15 protein-coding genes are annotated in these 15788 nt (G+C 71.5%); all 15 read right to left on the bottom strand.

Annotated elements, in window-relative coordinates; all coding sequences use genetic code 11:
• Window positions 1-201 precede the first annotated feature (201 nt).
• The gene (locus tag ACWY4P_RS43365) at window positions 202-978 is read right to left on the bottom strand and encodes an ABC transporter permease (protein ID WP_456206321.1); all 777 of its coding nucleotides are present in this window, start codon (window positions 976-978) and stop codon (window positions 202-204) included.
• Window positions 975-2030, bottom strand: coding sequence for an ATP-binding cassette domain-containing protein (locus tag ACWY4P_RS43360; RefSeq protein ID WP_456206320.1), 1056 nt, complete (start codon window positions 2028-2030; stop codon window positions 975-977). The genes ACWY4P_RS43365 and ACWY4P_RS43360 overlap by 4 nt, the downstream gene beginning before the upstream one ends.
• A 208-nt stretch (window positions 2031-2238) precedes the next feature.
• Complete coding sequence (locus ACWY4P_RS43355) at window positions 2239-2895, bottom strand: PadR family transcriptional regulator (RefSeq protein ID WP_456206319.1); 657 nt, start codon at window positions 2893-2895, stop codon at window positions 2239-2241.
• Between the two features lie 187 nt (window positions 2896-3082).
• The gene (locus ACWY4P_RS43350; protein WP_456206318.1) at window positions 3083-5911 is read right to left on the bottom strand and encodes a DEAD/DEAH box helicase; all 2829 of its coding nucleotides are present in this window, start codon (window positions 5909-5911) and stop codon (window positions 3083-3085) included.
• 89 nt (window positions 5912-6000) lie between these two features.
• On the bottom strand, window positions 6001-6912 hold the full coding sequence (locus ACWY4P_RS43345) for a diacylglycerol kinase (RefSeq protein WP_456206317.1): 912 nt from the start codon (window positions 6910-6912) through the stop codon (window positions 6001-6003).
• Between the two features lie 268 nt (window positions 6913-7180).
• Window positions 7181-8134 carry a twin-arginine translocase subunit TatC gene (gene tatC / locus ACWY4P_RS43340; protein WP_456206316.1) on the bottom strand — a complete coding sequence of 318 codons (954 nt, stop codon included), beginning with the start codon at window positions 8132-8134 and terminating at the stop codon, window positions 7181-7183.
• Between the two features lie 77 nt (window positions 8135-8211).
• Complete coding sequence (gene tatA / locus ACWY4P_RS43335; protein WP_456206315.1) at window positions 8212-8514, bottom strand: Sec-independent protein translocase subunit TatA; 303 nt, start codon at window positions 8512-8514, stop codon at window positions 8212-8214.
• A 171-nt stretch (window positions 8515-8685) separates the two neighbouring features.
• The gene (locus tag ACWY4P_RS43330) at window positions 8686-8958 is read right to left on the bottom strand and encodes a hypothetical protein (RefSeq protein WP_456206314.1); all 273 of its coding nucleotides are present in this window, start codon (window positions 8956-8958) and stop codon (window positions 8686-8688) included.
• A gap of 49 nt (window positions 8959-9007) precedes the next feature.
• Window positions 9008-9274 (bottom strand): hypothetical protein, encoded by a 267-nt coding sequence (locus tag ACWY4P_RS43325; protein WP_456206313.1) that lies wholly within the window; start codon window positions 9272-9274, stop codon window positions 9008-9010.
• The gene (locus ACWY4P_RS43320; RefSeq protein ID WP_456206312.1) at window positions 9264-10235 is read right to left on the bottom strand and encodes a helix-turn-helix transcriptional regulator; all 972 of its coding nucleotides are present in this window, start codon (window positions 10233-10235) and stop codon (window positions 9264-9266) included. Before ACWY4P_RS43320 ends, ACWY4P_RS43325 begins: the two co-directional genes overlap by 11 nt.
• An 18-nt stretch (window positions 10236-10253) precedes the next feature.
• Window positions 10254-11231, bottom strand: a complete 978-nt coding sequence (locus tag ACWY4P_RS43315; protein WP_456206311.1) for a helix-turn-helix transcriptional regulator — start codon at window positions 11229-11231, stop codon at window positions 10254-10256.
• Between the two features lie 151 nt (window positions 11232-11382).
• On the bottom strand, window positions 11383-11757 hold the full coding sequence (locus ACWY4P_RS43310; RefSeq protein WP_456206310.1) for an FKBP-type peptidyl-prolyl cis-trans isomerase: 375 nt from the start codon (window positions 11755-11757) through the stop codon (window positions 11383-11385).
• Window positions 11758-11796: 39 nt separating this feature from the next.
• On the bottom strand, window positions 11797-12798 hold the full coding sequence (locus ACWY4P_RS43305; protein ID WP_456206309.1) for an FKBP-type peptidyl-prolyl cis-trans isomerase: 1002 nt from the start codon (window positions 12796-12798) through the stop codon (window positions 11797-11799).
• Window positions 12799-12917: 119 nt separating this feature from the next.
• Window positions 12918-14279: a Pup--protein ligase gene (pafA, locus tag ACWY4P_RS43300; protein ID WP_014181053.1), complete on the bottom strand. Its 1362-nt coding sequence runs from the start codon at window positions 14277-14279 to the stop codon at window positions 12918-12920.
• 9 nt (window positions 14280-14288) lie between these two features.
• On the bottom strand, window positions 14289-15557 hold the full coding sequence (locus ACWY4P_RS43295) for an MFS transporter (protein WP_456206308.1): 1269 nt from the start codon (window positions 15555-15557) through the stop codon (window positions 14289-14291).
• Window positions 15558-15788 lie beyond the last annotated feature (231 nt).

The raw sequence follows: 15788 nt of genomic DNA, 5'->3' as shown, positions 1-15788 counted from the left end.
CGTGGCTCCGGCCGATGCGCGAGGCCGCCCGGCCCGATACGCGGGGCCCGGCCCCATGCGGGGCCCGCCCGACACACGGGACCCCGCCTGTATCCGCGCGGCTGCACTGCCCGATGCGGGACGCAGACACGCGCGGCGGCGCCCGGCGGTCGAGAGACACCGCCGGGGGCCGCCCCGTCGCGTCGTGCTCCGCGCGTGCGGTCAGACCGACCGCTGGTACGAGCGGAAAGTGCGGGTCGACAGCCAGACCGCGACCAGCGCGAGCGCGAGGAGCGCTCCGCCCCGGCCGGCCACATCGCCCCAGTCCGGGTCCTCCGCCATGGCCGAACGGGCGGTCACCAGCGCCCAGTTGACCGGGTTGAAGTCGGCTATGTGCCGCATCCACCCCGGCATCAGGGAAGGTGCCATGAAGGCCTCGGAGAGGAAGGTCAGCGGCAGCAGCAGGAAGGTGTTGATGCCGATGATCGACTCACGCTCCCGGACCAGCATGCCCAGGGCGTTGGAGAGCGCGCCGACGACGGTGCCGAGCAGCACGGACGCCACGGTCAGCAGCGCCAGCCCGGTGATGCCGCCCGGGTAGTCGGCGCCGCCGAGCTTGCCGAGCGCCATGATGATGACGGACTGCACGGCCGTGCTGATGCCCTGGGAGACCACGTTGCCGTTCATCAGGGCGCCGCGGGAGACGGGTGTGGTCAGAAAGCGGTTGAGGGTGCCCCGTTCGATCTCCTCCAAGGTCCCCATGCCCGCCCACATGTTGGAGGACAGGGCGCTCATCACCACGATGCCCGGGACCAGGTAGTCCAGATACGAGCCGGTGCCGAAGCCGCCGAGGTCGGTGACCTTGCGGAAGAGGGAGCCGAAGAGGAACAGCCAGATGACCGGCTGGATCAGGTTGATGAGCAGGAAGACGGGCTGGCGCCAGTAGGCCATCAGCTGGCGCTGCGTCATGTACCAGGTCTGGGTGAGGGCCGCGCTCATCGGGCACCTCCGGTGGCACCGGCCGGCACGGGCGCCTCGGCCGCGGCCTCCGCCTCGGTGAAGCTGCGGCCCGCGTAGCGCAGATAGACGTCGTCGAGGGAGGGGCGGGCGACGGTCGCGGTCGCCACGGCGGCGCCCGCCCGTTCCAGGGCGGTGAGCAGCGTGGGCACGGCGGCGGCGCCGTCGTCGGCACGGGCGCTGACCCGCCGTCCGTCCACGGCCACCTCGTGCACGCCCGGCAGCGCGGTGAGCGCGTCGTGCAACGGCGGCTCCGCGCCGTCCGCGACGGCCTCGCGCAGCTCCAGGTGCACGGCGTCACCGCGCAGCTCGCCCTTGAGCTCGTCCGGGGTGCCCTCGACCACGACCCGGCCGCGGTCGACGATGGCGATGCGCTCGGCGAGGCGGTCGGCCTCTTCGAGGTAGTGCGTGGTGAGCAGGATCGTCAGACCCTCCTCGCCCGCGAGCCGGGCGATCTCCTCCCACATGGCCGCGCGGGCCTCGGGGTCGAGTCCGGTCGTGGGTTCGTCGAGGAAGAGCACCTCGGGGCGGTGTACGAGCCCGAGCGCGACGTCGAGCCTGCGGCACATGCCGCCGGAGTAGCCCTTGACCGGGCGGTTTCCGGCGCCGGCCAGGTCGAAGCGCTCCAGCAGCTCATCGGCGCGCCGGGCGCAGGCGGCGCCCCGCAGCCCGTACAGCCGGCCCTGTAGCAGCAGGTTCTCCCGCCCCGTGGCCACCGGGTCGGCGCCGGACTTCTGCGCCACGACGCCGATGGCGGCGCGCACCCGCCCGGGGTGGCGGAGCACATCGTGTCCGGCGACCGCCGCCGTGCCCGCGTCGGGCCGGGCGAGGGTGGTGAGGATCTTGACGGTGGTGGACTTCCCGGCCCCGTTGGGGCCGAGCAGGCCGAAGACGATGCCGGACCCGACGGCCAGCTCCAGGCCGTCCAGGGCCTTCACCCCGCCGGGGTAGGTCTTGACCAGTTGGTTCGTTTCCACTGCGAGCGCGCGGGTGCGCGTGTGGTGCGGGGTGCGTCCCCCGGTTGTTGGCGCCATGATGGCGTATCTCCACTCTGATCTGTCGTACGACATCGACCTGTCGGGTGCTGTCGCGTGCGAATTCCGCCGCACCGATCGACGGGTGGAGAGCCGGGCTATCCTGGGTGTGCCGCACCTCGATCGCCTGGCCTGCCATCACCGCAGGTCCGGTCCGGGGTCAGGGCCTCGGCGCGCGCTGTTGGCGCAGCGCGCGCCGGGGCCTTCTTCACTCCTTCGGCTTGGTTCTCTCCTCTATCTCGACCCATTCCGCCGGCATCTCGCCGGTCTGGCTCAGCGCCCGCCATGCGGCCGCGCCGGAGAGGTCGCCCGCCGCGAGCTCCGCGCGCATGGACCGGACCCACTCCATCTCGGCCCGGATCATGTGCAGTTGATACTCCGTCTCCAGCAGGAACACCCTCGGCAGGTTCTTGACCAGGGCGTCGAGCGTGCCGTCGAGGGCCTCGGCCTGGGCCTCCAGCGTCTCGGCCCGCTGCCGCAGCAGCTCGTCGGCCTCGTCGACGGGCAGCACCAGGATCAGCGAGAGCGCGGCCGAGAAGAGGGGGTACTCCCGGGCGGGCACGGACACCAGCTCCGCCAGCCAGTCGTGCAGCTCCCGCCGGCCGTCCTCGGTCAGTCCGTACACCGTGCGCTCGGGGCGGAGCCCGTGCCGCTGAGTGCCGGCGACCTCGACGAAGCCGTGCTTCTCCAGGTTCTGGACGACGGTGTAGAGCGAGCCGTAATTGATCTTGATGCTGTGTTCCTTGCCCCGTCGCCGGAGCACCTGCGCGATCTCGTACGGGTGCATCGGCCGCTCGCTCAGGAGCGCCAGCACCGCGAGCGCCAGGGGGTTGCCCAGCTTGCGCCGCTTCGCCGCCACCGCCATCACCTCGCCCCCGTATATCCGTCGCCGAACATATCGCGACTCAGCGAAGGCGTCAACCGCGATGTATCGCGACTGCTCCGGCTCTACGGCCATGGACTGACAGCGGGAAGCGGCATGAGACGGGCCGTGCCCGGCCGGGGAGTCGCCCCGGCCGGGCACGGCCCGCGAAGAACGCTGCGCGATGGTGTCAGCCGACGGAGGAGTACGCCACCACGCCACGCAGCAGTGCGTCGACCGCCCGGCGGGCGCTGCGCGCCACCGTGCTGCCTTCCGGGGCGGCCGCGGCGATCTGGCCCAGCACGTCGATCACCTGCTTGCACCAGCGCACGAAGTCGCCCGCGGGCATCTCGACTTCGCGCAAGACCTCGTCCAGGCCGTGTCCGGAGGCCCAGCGGTACGCGGCCCAGGCGAAGCCCAGGTCGGGCTCGCGCTGCCCGACCCCCTCCGCCTGCTTGATCTTGTGGTCGTCCTCCAGGGCGTCCAGCCGGCCCCAGATGCGGACCATCTCGCCCAGCGCCTCCTTGGGCCGGCCCGCGGGCAGCTTGGGCGGCAGCGCGTCGTCCGCCGCCCGCGCCTCGTAGACCAGCGCGGAGGCGCAGGCCGCGAGCTCGGCCGGGGCCAGCCCCTCCCATACGCCGTCGCGCAGGCACTCGCTGGCGAGCAGGTCCAGCTCGCCGTAGAGCCGGGCGAGCCGCTTGCCGTCGTCGGTGACCTCCTCGCCCCGCAGATAGCCGAGCTCGGACAGCAGGGCGCAGATCCGGTCGAAGGTGCGCGCGATGGTGTTCGTACGCCCCTCGATGCGCCGCTCCAACTGGCGCGTGTCGCGCAGCAGCCGATGGTAGCGCTCGGCCCAGCGGGCGTGGTCCTCGCGCTCGTCGCAGCCGTGGCAGGGGTGGGCCCGGAGCGCGGCGCGCAGCCGGGCGATCTCGGTGTCGTCGGCCGCGGCCGAGCGCTGCTTGCGATGGCGGCGCACATCGAGATGGCCCGCCTTGGTGCGCAGCGCGGACGCCAGGTCCCGGCGGGACTGCGGGCTGCGCGGGTTGAAGGACCTGGGGATCCGCATCCGCTCCAGCGGTTCGACCGGCACCGGGAAGTCGATCGCGGCCAGCCGCTTGACCTGGCGCTCGGCGGTGAGCACGAGCGGACGCGGACCGTCGTGGTACTCCAGCCCGCGATGGCCGCCCGTACGCCCGGCCGGCAGCCCGGGGTCCAGCACCAGCGCGAGCCCGGCGTACTTGCCGGCCGGGACGTGGATGACATCGCCGGGGCGGAGCTTCTCCAGCGCGTCCGCGGCGGCCGCGCGCCGCTGCGCCACGCCCTGCCGGGCCAGCTCGGTCTCACGGTCCTTCAGGTCGCGGCGCAGCCGCGCGTACTCGTCGAAGTCGCCGAGGTGACAGGTCATGGAGGCCCGATAGCCGCGCAGGCCCTCCTCGTTGCGCTGCACCTGCCGGGAGATCCCGACGACCGCCTTGTCGGCCTGGAACTGCGCGAAGGAGGTCTCCAACAGCTCGCGGGAGCGGTGCCGCCCGAACTGCGAGACCAGGTTGACCGCCATGTTGTACGAGGGCTTGAAGGAGGAGCGCAGCGGGTATGTGCGGGTGCCGGCCAGGCCCGCGAGGGCGGCCGGGTCCATCGCGCGCTGCCACAGCACCACGGCGTGGCCCTCGACGTCGATGCCGCGCCGGCCGGCCCGGCCGGTCAGCTGGGTGTACTCGCCGGGGGTGATGTCGGCGTGCTGCTCGCCGTTCCACTTGACGAGCTTCTCCAACACCACGGAACGCGCGGGCATGTTGATGCCGAGCGCCAGGGTCTCGGTGGCGAACACCGCCTTGACCAGCCCGCGGACGAACAGCTCCTCCACGACCTCTTTGAACGTCGGCAGCATCCCTGCGTGATGGGCGGCGATGCCCCGCTCCAGGCCCTCCAGCCATTCGAAGTAGCCCAGCACATGCAGGTCTTCGTCCGGTATGCCGGCCGTGCGCTCCTCGACGATGGAGCGCACCCGGGCGCGCGCCGCCTCGTCGTTGAGCCGCAATCCGGCGTACAGGCACTGCTGTACGGCCGCCTCGCAGCCGGCCCGGCTGAAGATGAAGGTGATCGCGGGCAGCAGCCCCTCGGCGTCGAGCCGCTCGATGACCTCGGGCCTGCCGGGGGTCCAGATCCGGCTGCGCTGGCGGCGCTCGCGCTCGCGGTCGGCCTCGCGCATGTTGTTCCGGCCGCGGCGCTTGTCGCGGCCGAAGCTGGGGCGGGTGTTCTCCATCCGGGCCAGCCGGACCAGGTCGGGGTTGACCTCCCGGCGGCCGGGCTGACCGTCCCCCTGCGCGCTCTTCTCCTCGAAGAGGTCGTACATCCGGCGTCCGGCCAGGACATGCTGCCACAGCGGGACGGGGCGGTGCTCGGCGACGATCACTTCGGTGTCGCCGCGGACCGTGTCGAGCCAGTCGCCGAACTCCTCCGCGTTGGAAACGGTGGCGGACAGCGATACCAGCGTCACCGACTCGGGGAGGTGGATGATGACCTCTTCCCAGACGGCGCCGCGGAACCGGTCGGAGAGGTAATGGACTTCGTCCATCACCACATGGCCGAGCCCCAGCAGCGACTGGGAGCCCGCATACAGCATGTTGCGCAGCACCTCGGTGGTCATCACGACCACCGGGGCCTCGGAGTTGATGCTGTTGTCACCGGTGAGCAGGCCGACCCGGTCGGCGCCGTAGCGCTTGACGAGGTCGGTGTACTTCTGGTTCGACAGCGCCTTGATGGGCGTGGTGTAGAAACACTTGCGGCCCTGGGTGAGTGCCAGGTGGACGGCGAACTCGCCCACGATGGTCTTGCCCGAGCCGGTGGGGGCCGCGACCAGCACGCCCTTACCGGCCTCCAGGGCTTTGCACGCCTCGATCTGGAACGGGTCCAGCTCGAAGTCGTACATCTCGCGGAACGGGGCCAGCGCAGTGGCTTCGTCGGCCGCCCGCAGACGGGCCTCGGCGTAGCGCTCGGCGGGAGATAGCTCGTCGGTCATCGTACGTACGAGACTACCGGCCGCCTCTGACAACGCACGCGATCTTTCTCACCGATCGGGACGGGCAGCGAGCGACACGGCGGCCGGGATCAGGCTCCCGCGCCTCGTCCTGGCGCTCCCAGCAGCCGCACGGCGCCGGAGACCGTCGTGGCGGAGAGCGGCAGCGGCCCCAGGCGCTCGCCGTCCGCGTACGCGGTGAGGCCCTCGGCGGCCAGGGACACCGAGGCGGCCCGGTGGGTGGTGACCACCCGGTGGCCGAGGTGGGTGCCGCGGTAGACGCGGGGGAAGACCGTCAGCAGGGTGGTGCGGCGGCACGGGCCGACGACCGTGATGTCGAAGAGCCCGTCGTCGAGCACCGCGCCCGGGCAGATCCGCATGCCGCCGCCGTACGAGGTGGCGTTGCCGACGGCGATCAAGGTGGCCTCGACCTCCCGCTCCGGCCCGCCGTCGAGCCTCATCCGGTAGCGGACCGGCCGCAGGGCCGCCAGCTCGGCGAGCATGGCGAGGTCGTAGCGGAGTCGGCCGCGCGGCCGGCGCATCCGGTTGCCGCGCTCGTTGACCCGGGAGTCGAAGCCGGAGGCGAGGACGGTGCCGAACCAGACGTCGCCCACCCGCCCCAGGTCGACCTCGCGGCCGCCGTCGACCTTGAGGGACGCGGCGATGACCCGGGCCGCGGCGCCCGGGTCCTGTATCGGCAGCCCGGTGGCCCGGGCGAAGTCGTTGCCGCCGCCGACGGCGATCACCCCCAGCGGGGTGCCCGTCCCGGCGACCGCCTGGAGGGCGAGCGAGACCATGCCGTCGCCCCCGACGGCCACCAGTGCCCCGGTGCCGCCCGCCACCGCCTCACGGGCCCGCCGCAGGGCCTCCGCGGCGTCGGCGCCCACCACGGCCCGCACGGTGAATCCGGCGCCCCGCAGGGCCTGGACGGCGGGCCGGGCGGCGTGGGCGCCGCGCCCGCGGCCCGCCGTCGGGTTGACGAGGAGGGTGATGTCACAAGTCACGCGCGGTCCCTAGGGTCCGTCTTCAAAGGGGGCGTCCGGCCGCGAGCGGCGTCTGGTGCAGGGGGCACCGCCCAGCGGTAGCTGGGGAGCATCGCAAGGCGGAGGATCGCCCTCGTACTGGGCGCTGCGGTCAATATGCCGCTGGCGCGGCGTGGCGGGCGACTCCGACAACGCAGCGAGGCGGCGCCCGCCGCGGCAGCGGCTGATGTCACTGCGACGTCGTGAGCAGGGCGCCCCCTTTGAAGACGGGCCCTACGGCCCGGCCGGCTCAGGTGATGTCGTCGTAGCCGTTCCGACGGGTCGGGCCCGAATCATCCGGGTCGTCGGGGCGGGGCGTCGGGGACACCTGCTCCATGTCGCCGATGGGCGCGGGGGTCAGGTCGAGGTCGGAGGCCTCGTCGTCGCTGAGCCCGGCGTCCGGGTTGCCGCGGCGGCGCCGGCGGTCGTTGAAGAGGGCGATGCCCGTGGCACCGAAGTACAGCACCACGATGGGCGCAGCGAGCAGCGACATGGTCAGCGGGTCGCCGGTGGGCGTGGCGATGGCGGCGAAGACGGTGATGCCGACGACCATGCCCCGCCACCAGCCGAGCATCCGGCGGCCGGTGATCACCCCGCCGAAGTTCAGCAGCACCAGCAGCAGCGGGAGTTCGAAGGCGAGGCCGAAGACGATCACCATGCGCGTGACGATGTCGAAGAACTCGTCCGCGGGGAACAGGTTGGTCCAGTCCTCGGGGGTGAGGCCGACCAGGGCCCCGGCCGTGGTGGGCAGCACGGCGTAGGCGAGCCAGGCCCCGGCCAGGAACAGCGGCACGCCCGCGGCCACGAAGCCGAGCGCGTACTTCTTCTCGTGGTTGTGCAGACCGGGCGCGAGGAAGGCCCACAGCTGGTAGAGCCAGACCGGACTGGAGACGACGAAACCCGTCATCAGGCCCACCTTCAGCATGATCGTGAAGGGCGCGAGAAGACCGTTGGCGGTGAAATCCGCGCAGGGCTTGGTGTGCTCGCCCCCGAGGCCTTCGCCCTTCTTGCAGCCGACAGTGTCGCTCACCGGGCCGGTCAGGAACTCCGCGATCTGCTTGTAGTAGATCAGCGCGACGACCGTGACCACGATGATCGCGACGACCGCCTTCAGCAGTCGGTTGCGCAGCTCACGCAGATGCTCCGCGAGCGGCATCCGCCCCTCAGGGTCCTTCTGCTGCTGTTTGCGGGCAGACTTGAGCAACCCACGTCCTCGTCTCGTGCGAAGGCCGTCGTCGGCTCAGCGAGCCGCGGCGGCACTCTCGGCTTGCGTCGGCTCCGTCAGCTCTGGGCGGTGCGGTTCGGCTCGGTGACCGGGCGGGAGCTGGTCACATCGCCCGGGGCCGCCTGGATGGTCCGCGGCGCGGCCTGGGCGGCGGGGTCGGCAGGCGCCGACGCCGTTGTCGGAGCTTCGGCGGGCTTCGCCGCTTCGTCGTCCTTCTTCATGGCCTTGGCCTCGCTCTTGAGGATGCGGGCCGACTTGCCGAGGGACCGAGCCATGTCCGGAAGCTTCTTGGCGCCGAAGAGCAGCAGGATGACAACGAGGATCAGAACGATCTCGGTGGGCCTCAGATTGCCGAGCATGTGCGACTACCTTCTCGCCGGGGCGGCGTAACTTTCATGCCTGCCGTTTGGGATCGGACTGGCGTGCTAGTGCTGGCAGCGATCGTAACCCGCGAGGGTAAACCTGGGGCAATGCCCGTGCATACTCCCCGTTGCGACCACGGCATCGCCGTCACAACTGCGCCAAGCAGCCTACCCCGCGGACCCGTGCGTCAGTCCCTGACCTCGGTCAGTAGCCGGTTCTGACGAAAGTGCGTCGTGCCGCCCGTGACGCAGCGCGTCCATGTGGCCACCCAGCGGGGCGGTGGCCCGTTCCAGGTCCTCGGCGGCCCGGGTGATCCGCCGCGAGCTCTCCCCCACCTGCCGGGCCAGCCTCCGCACTTCGACGAAGACCCGCACGGCGAGCACGGCGAGCACCGCGATTCCGGTGAAGGCGAGGGCGAGGGCGAGCATCGGCCAGAGCATGGGCCAGAGCCTATCGGGGGCCGGGACCTCGGATCTTCAAGGCTCTGCCTCACACCTTGGAGTGCAGCCGCAGCGTGCTCACCCCGCCGCCGGTGAGCAGCTCCACGATCCGCTCCCCCGCCGGTTTGCGCACCGCCGAACCGCAGTCGGGGCAGGTGAAGGAGTAGAACGTGGTGCGGTCACTCCCTCCGATCGCCAGCCGCAGGGCAGTGGCCGCCAGCTCGAACCGGCCACGGCAGTCCGGGCAGGCTGCCTTGAAGATCACCGAGGTGGGATTCCCCCCAGCGGTCACTGTGCGTGTCCCTTCACTCGCCATAGGCCGCGAGCGCCCGCTGCGCCGCGTCCCGCGCGCTGTCCGCCAGCCCCCGCGGGGAGACGATCCTGCCGTCCCTGCCCAGCCGCAGCGCCAGGCGGCGCAGCGAGCCGGGGTCGGGGGTGCGCAGCGTGATCCTGAGGCCGCCGTCGGACAGCTCCTCCGCACTGTCGTGCGGGTAGTACTCGGCGACCCAGCGCCCGCCGGGGCCGACCTCGACGACCACCTCGGGGTCCTCGGCGCCGGTCTGCACCAGCCCGGCGGACAGATCCGACAGATCGCGCAGCTCGATCGGCGGCGGATCGGCGGGCGCGTCGAGCAGCTTGATCTCCGCGACCCGGTCCAGCCGGAAGGTGCGCCGCGCCTCGGAGAGCCGGCACCACGCCTCCATGTACGTGCGGCCGACGGCGAACAGCCGGATCGGGTCGACCTCGCGCTCGGTGAGCTCGTCCCGCGCGGGCGAGTAGTAGCGCAGCCACAGGCGGCGGCGCTCGGCGATGGCGCGGTCGACATCGGCGAAGACCCCGCCCTCGGACTCGAAGGTGACCGACAGCCGGGAGCTGGCGCCGGCCGCCTCGCCCGCGGCGGCCTCCAGCTTGGCGGTCGCGCGCAGCAGCGCGTCCCGGTCACCCTCGCGCAGCCCGGGGAGGGTGGCGACGGCGCGGGCGGCGACCAGCAGCGCGGTGGCCTCGTCGGCGGCGAGCCGCAGCGGCTCCCCTGTGCTTGTGCCGGAGGCATCCGGGTTGTGCCACCAGATGCGCTCGCCGTCGGTGTCGATGTCCAGCAGGTCGCCGCCGCGGAAGCTGGTGCCGCACAGCGGCAGCACATCCAGGTCCGAGATCAGCTCGTCCTCGCTGATGCCGAAGGCGCGGGCGACGTCGGCGACGCGGGCGCCGGGGCGCTCGCGCAGATACGTGACCAGGGACAGCATCCGCCGGGTCTGGTCAATGGCGTTTCCGGCCATGAGAAGTGGCCTCTCCCCTCAGCCCTTGGCCACGGCGCGCAGCCGGTCGACGACATCGGCCCGCAGCTCGTCGGGCGCCAGTACGACCACGTCCGGGCCGAACTCCACCAGCCAGGCGTCGAGCCCGTGTCCGTACGGGATCTCCAGCTCGTCCCAGCCGTCGCCCAGCGGGCCGGTGTGCAGCGCCCTGGCCCGCAGCGGGTAGCCGTGGCCGGAGCGCAGTTTGATCCGCGCGGTGCGGGTGGCGGTCTCCCCCGACCACCGCTCCACGGTCTCGCGCACGGTGACGTGATCGGGCACCTCGGCGCTGTAGGACCCGGCCCGCACACGCACCTTGCCGGTGATCCGGGAGAGCCGGAAGACCCGTTCGGCCGTGCGCTCGCGGTCCCATCCGGCCAGGTACCAGTGGCCGCGCCAGCACTCCAGCGCCCAGGGCTCGACATGGCGCTGCCGGGGCCGGGCGGCGTTCGACTTGCGGTAGTCGAACATGACGGGGCGGCGGTCGCGGCAGGCGAGCATCAGGGGCTCGAAGGCTGCCTCATGGACCGGGATGCGCGGTTCCAGGGCGCCGGCCGGCTGGGTGTCGTACGGGTCCTCGGCGAGCGGCATCCCGGCGGCGCGCAGCTTCTGCAGCGCGCCGCTGGCGGCCCCGGCGAGCCGGGCCTGCTGCCAGACCTTCGCGGCCAGGCCGAGGGCCGCGGCCTCCTCGGCGTCCAGGGTGATCGGGGGGAGGCGGTTGCTGTCGCGGCGGGCGAGGTAGCCGATTTCGCCGTCGACGCTCTCCACGGTCTCGATGATCAGGCCGAGTTCACGCAGGTCGTCCTTGTCCCGCTCGAACATACGGTTGAATGCCTCGTCGCCGCCCGAGCCGGCAGCTGCAGCAGCCTCGATGTACGCCTCTATGGATTCCCGCAACTCGCGCTTGGTCAACGGGCGCCGGGTTCCCAGCAGGCACAGCGCCAGATTCATCAGCCGCTCGGCCTTGGCAATCGCCATCGACGCCCCTTCTTCTTGACCTTCCGACCGTGACCGTACCGCTACCGGGACGCGGGACAAAAGCCGAGGGCCCCTGCCGGGCGGCAGGGACCCTCGACGGGCGCTTCGGCCACGGGCTCAACTCACCCGCGGGCCTTCGGCGCGCCGGGCCTCAGGCGGCGACCAGGTCGCACACGAAGATCAGCGTCTCGCCCGGCTTGATCCGGCCGCCGCCGGCGCCCCGGTCGCCGTAGGCCCGGTGCGGCGGGATGATCAGCTGCCGGCGGCCGCCGACCTTCATGCCCTGCACTCCCTGGTCCCAGCCGGAGATGACCTGGCCGGCACCGAGCTGGAACTCCAGCGGGGTGCCGCGGTTCCAGCTCGCGTCGAACTCCTCGCCGGTGCTGAAGGCGACGCCGACGTAGTGGACCTTGACGGTGGCTCCGGCCTTGGCGACGGGGCCGTCGCCTTCCCAGATGTCCTTGATCTCCAGGTCCTTCGGCGGCTCGCCGCCCGGGAAGTCGACCTCGGGCTTGTCGATGCTCACGAAACTGCTCCTCTTACGTGGTGGGCAACCTGCCCAGTCTTACAGAACCGCCAGGATGTCGACGGAGAAGACCAGCGTGGAGTTGGCCGGGATGCCCGGCTGCGCCTTCCTTCCGTAGCCGAGGTCCGGCGGGATGACGATCAGCACACGGCTGCCGACCTTCTTACCGGTCAGCCCCTGCGCCCAGCCCTTGACGACCTGCTGTAGCGAGAACTGCGCGAGCTGGCCCTTCTTGTAGGTGGCGTCGAACTGCTTGCCGCCGTCCCACAGCACACCCTTGTACTGGACGAGCAGCGTGTCGGTGCCCTTGACCTTCGGCCCGTCGCCCTCGATGACGTAGGCGGAGACGAGCTTCTTCGGCGCGGTCTTCTTGGGGACCTCGATGGACGGCGCCTTGCCGTCGGTCTCCGTGCCGACCTTGGGCAGGTCAAGGTTGCTCTGCGCCACCGTGTCGCCCTTGGCCGAGCTCTTGCCGTTGAAGGCGTTCACGATGTCGACGACGAACACCATGGTGTCGGTGCCCTTGATCCCGGCCTGCGGCTGACCCTGCTTGCCGTAACCGAGGGACGGCGGGATGGCCAGCTCCACCCGGCTGCCGACCTGCTTGCCCACCAGCCCCTTGTCCCAGCCCGGGATGACCTGGCCGATGCCGATCTGGAAGACGGCGGGCTTCCCCCGGTCGTAGGAGTTGTCGAAGACCTTCGCGGTGTTCCAGATCTGGCCGAGGTAGTCCACCTGGAGGTAGTCGCCCGCGGCCACCTCGGCCCCGTCGCCCTTGATGACCGTCTTGACGGCCAGATCCGGGGACGGCGCTCCCGTGCCCTTGGCGACCTTGGGCTTCTCGCCGTACTTCATACCGCCGGTGATGGCCGGCACCGGCCCGCTCACGATCTTGCCGGTGGGCTCCGCTGCCTTCGGGCTGCTGGTCTCCGGCGACGGCGAGGCCTTGGAAGACTTGTCGGATCCTGCTTTCTCACTGCCGCAGCCCGCGGCGGTGAGCAAGCCGGCGGGCACGGCAAGAAGTACGGAACGTCGGCGCACGAGAGTCCTCGTCGGTAGATCCTGCGGGGGCAACGCGCGCCACTCTACGACGTGCCAGGGGCCCCGTACGCGAAACGTACGAGGCCCCGCGCCGGACATGGGCCGTCCGGGCGCCGTGGTCACATTCCGGCGATCAGTTTCTCCACGCGGTCGTCCACCGAACGGAACGGATCCTTGCACAGCACCGTGCGCTGCGCCTGATCATTGAGTTTGAGGTGCACCCAGTCGACGGTGAAGTCGCGGCGCTGCTCCTGGGCGCGGCGGATGAAATCGCCGCGCAGCCGGGCACGGGTGGTCTGCGGCGGCACCGACTTGCCCTCGAAAATCTTCAAGTCGTTGCACACCCGGGCCGCCTGACCCCGCTTCTCCAGGAGGTAGTACAGCCCCCGGCGGCGGTGGATGTCGTGGTAGGCGAGGTCTATCTGAGCGATCCGCGGGTGGGACATGGTGATGTTGTTCTTGGCGCGGTACCGCTCGATCAGCCGGTATTTCATCACCCAGTCGATCTCGGTGTCGATCCGGTCCAGCTCTTCGGTGCGGATCGCGTCCAGGGTGCGGCCCCACAGTTCGAGGACGCGCTCGACGGTTCCGGTGCGGATTCCGCGGCGCTCGCAGAAGTCGACCGCCTTTTCGTAGTACTCCTGCTGAACCTCGAGGGCGGACGCCTCCCGCCCGCTGGCCAGGCGCACCTTGCGCTGGCCGGTGATGTCGTGGCTGACCTCGCGGATGGCCCGGATGGGGTTCTCCAGGGTCAGGTCGCGCATCACCGTGCCCGCCTCGATCATGCGCAGCACCAGGTCGGTGGCGCCGACCTTGAGCAGCATGGTCGTCTCGGACATGTTGGAGTCGCCCACGATGACATGCAGCCGACGGTAGCGCTCGGCGTCGGCGTGCGGCTCATCGCGGGTGTTGATGATCGGCCGGGAGCGGGTGGTCGCGGAGCTGACGCCCTCCCAGATGTGCTCGGCGCGCTGGCTGACGCAGTACACCGCGCCGCGCGGCGTCTGTAGCACCTTGCCGGCGCCGCACAGCAGCTGCCGGGTCACCAGGAAGGGGATGAGAATATCGGCGAGGCGGGAGAACTCGCCGTGCCGGGCCACCAGATAGTTCTCGTGACAGCCGTAGGAGTTCCCCGCGGAGTCGGTGTTGTTCTTGAAGAGATAGACGTCGCCCGCGATTCCCTCCTCGTGCAGGCGGCGTTCGGCGTCCACGAGCAGACCTTCGAGAATGCGCTCGCCTGCCTTGTCGTGGGTGACCAGCTCGGTCACGTTGTCACACTCGGGGGTTGCGTATTCCGGGTGTGAGCCCACGTCGAGGTAGAGGCGGGCGCCGTTGCGCAGGAAGACATTGCTGCTGCGGCCCCAGGAGACGACACGGCGGAAGAGGTAGCGCGCCACTTCGTCAGGAGACAACCGGCGCTGTCCCCTGAATGTGCACGTGACGCCGTACTCGTTCTCCAGCCCGAAAATGCGGCGGTCCATGCCTGAACATTACGCCTGATGGCCTGCTCTGAAACCGGGTTCGACGGCACGGTTGCGATCATTTTCCGGCGGAAGTTCATCCGGGTCACCCGGTGTCCCCCCTGGTGTGCCGGTGAGGAAGCGCGCGGTGGCCAGAAGCACGGCCAGGGCCACCATCCCGGCCGCCCCCGGGACGGCGAAGCCCGCCGCGACCCCGCCGAGCTCCATCACGGGCCCCGCGGCGGCCGTTCCCGCGGCGTTGCCGACCACGAAGGCGGTCACCAGCCAGGAGAACGCCTCGGTGACCGTGCCACGCGGGGCGTGCCGGTCGATGACCACGAAGACGCAGGCGAGCGCGGGGGCCAGGAAGAGGCCGGAGAGCCCGGCGAGGGCGGTCATCGCGGCCACTCCGGGCACGAGGACCAGCGGCAGATAGCCGAGCGCCAGCGCGGCCACCAGGGCCCGCAGCCGCCGCTCCGGCGGGCCGGCCCAGGGCCGCGCGCCGTACGCGAGGCCGCCCACCAGCGCGCCGACGCCGAGCGCGGAGAGCAGATAGCTGGACACCATGCCGCCGCCGTGCTCGTCCGCGTATCCGACGGCCGCAACGCCGATCGAGCCGAGGGCGACGCCGACGAAGAAGAACGTGCCGAGGAGCACCAGCAGGCCCCGCGAGCGCAGCGCGCCGAGCCAGTGCGCCTCACGCGGGGCCGAGCGCCACCGCCGGGAGGGCGGCGAGACCACGACCGACAGCGCGCCCGCGACCCCGATCGCGTTGATGACCAGCAGCGCCGCCGCCTCCGACCAGACGGCGACCAGGGCGGTCACCAGCAGCGGCCCGACGGAGAAGATCACCTCCTGCGCGACGGCGTCCAGCGCGTAGGCCGCGTGCACCCACTCCTCGCGCCCGAGCACCCCCGGCCACAGCGCCCGCAGCCCGCCCTCCAGGGGCGGGGTGAACAGGCCGGCGGCCAGCATCGCGGCGTACGCGACGGGCAGCGGGTCGAGCCCGACCGCGGCGAACACGGCCATGGCGAGCGCGGACAGCACGGCCGCGGGCAGCATCACCCGCGGCTGCCCGTAGTGGTCCACGGCCCGGCCCAGCAGCGGCTGGCCGACCGCGTTGCCCACGCCGTAGGCGGCGGACAGCGCGCCGGCCAGGGCGTAGCTGCCGCCCTCGGCGCGCGTGAAGAGCACGACGGCGAGGGCGGAGGTGGCGTTCGGCAGCCGGCCGATGAGCGTCCCGATGAGGAGACGGGCCGCGTGTTTGCTGCGCAGCAGGTCCCCGTAGCCAGCCGCCATCGCCTGCCCTTTCTGTCCGGGTTTCTGTCGTTTCTGTCCGGGTTTCTGTTCGGTTTCTGTTCGCGGTTCGCTTCGCGTTCTCCCCGGGCGCGTCTGCCCGGGGTTTTACGTATAACGTCGCCCGTTATACGTACCATGGCTGCCGACCGCAGTCCACCTCGGGTGGGCGACCGTGACGAGCGGAGGCGATGGTGGCGAGCGCGAATGGCGACCGCACGCCGGGGGCGCGCG

It is taken from the genome of Streptomyces sp. LZ34 (assembly GCF_053890475.1).
Note: the sequence above shows the minus strand (reverse complement) of the source record. Positions and strands in the feature narration are given on the sequence as shown.